Source organism: Cohnella massiliensis (assembly GCF_900169535.1).
Taxonomy (GTDB): domain Bacteria; phylum Bacillota; class Bacilli; order Paenibacillales; family Paenibacillaceae; genus Cohnella; species Cohnella algarum.
The window spans coordinates 1-1,055 of the sequence record NZ_LT821250.1 but is presented as its reverse complement, the minus strand read 5'-3'; the positions used below and the strand labels follow the sequence as shown (position 1 = coordinate 1,055).

Here is a 1,055-nt window from a genome sequence, read left to right as displayed (position 1 = left end):
ATAGCCTAATCCACCGTCATTGTACAGAAGGGATTAGGCTATTGTCGGCTGTTTATTCGGTTTGGCTCCGCCACACCGAATGGCGAATTCATGCCTTTTTCCCGCCATAAAGTCAGGCGGCGAACACCATGTTAAGTCTGGGGATAAAATTGTAGAGTCTAATGGTGGTGGATGTACAGCAGCTTTCCATGGTAAAAAGGGAACGCAAAATGTAACTGTTACTGCTGGTCACTGTGGTTATAATGGTACGGGTAATTCGTGGAAATTTGGTTCGACAACAATTGGGACATTTGGTTTCAAAACAAGTGGCAACACTACAGCAGACGCGGGGTATATTGTACTGAATAGCTCTTCACATATTGAAGTTACTGAAAGGGTTACTGCAGGGACTTCGGCAGTAATTGGTGGAGCAAACGATGCTGGGAATGAAGTTCAAGGGGACTACATATATTTAAGTACCCCATATACAGGTTATCTACAGGAAGGTACTGTTCAACAAACAGGCGTTTCATTTAATGCTGGAGGTGAATATGGATTTAATACCCTGAGTGACATTAGGCTTACTAATGCAGTTAGTGCTGAAGGAGATAGTGGTGCTCCCGTCATGAAACTTAGATGGGTGAGTGCAAAAAATCGATGGGAATTTATTATCCAAGGTGTTAATAATGGAACAATTTCTTTGCAAATTAATGGCACAACCTATAATTATGAATGGTATTCTGCTTATAAAAACGTGTATAATACGCTTGGACTGACTTCATTATACGTTGCTTCGTAAATTTGTTTATAAATTTGATGACTCAATTAGAGAAAACCTCGATTCTCTTGGAGGAGTTGAGGTTTTCTCAATTATATGAGCAAATTGGCCGTATGCGAGGAACTGCATTTTACGAAAGCCGCGGAAAAGCTCGGCATTTCCCAGCCGACTTTGAGCCTGCAAATCAAGACGATGGAAGACGAGCTGCAGGTCCCCCTTTTCGACCGCGTCGGAAAAAAGATCGTTCTCACCCAGGCCGGCCTCCTGCTCCGGGAGCACGCCCGGCAGCTTGTCCGCC

The 1,055-nt window shown here is 43.8% G+C and carries 2 protein-coding genes; both read left to right on the top strand.

The features are described 5' to 3' along the window. Positions 1 to 79: 79 nt before the first annotated feature. Entirely contained in the window at positions 80 to 778 is a 699-nt protein-coding gene (locus B7E11_RS28720; RefSeq protein WP_139787040.1) for a chymotrypsin family serine protease, read from the top strand. A 75-nt stretch (positions 779 to 853) separates the two neighbouring features. Then, a partial coding sequence (locus B7E11_RS01830; protein WP_139787039.1) for a LysR family transcriptional regulator occupies positions 854 to 1,055 on the top strand: 202 nt, incomplete at its 3' end.

What these genes read in the sequence shown, in the direction of transcription:
- B7E11_RS28720 (WP_139787040.1), top strand. Translation starts at nt 80, where the DNA reads ATGGCGAATTCATGCCTTTTTCCCGCCATAAAGTCAGGCGGCGAACAC.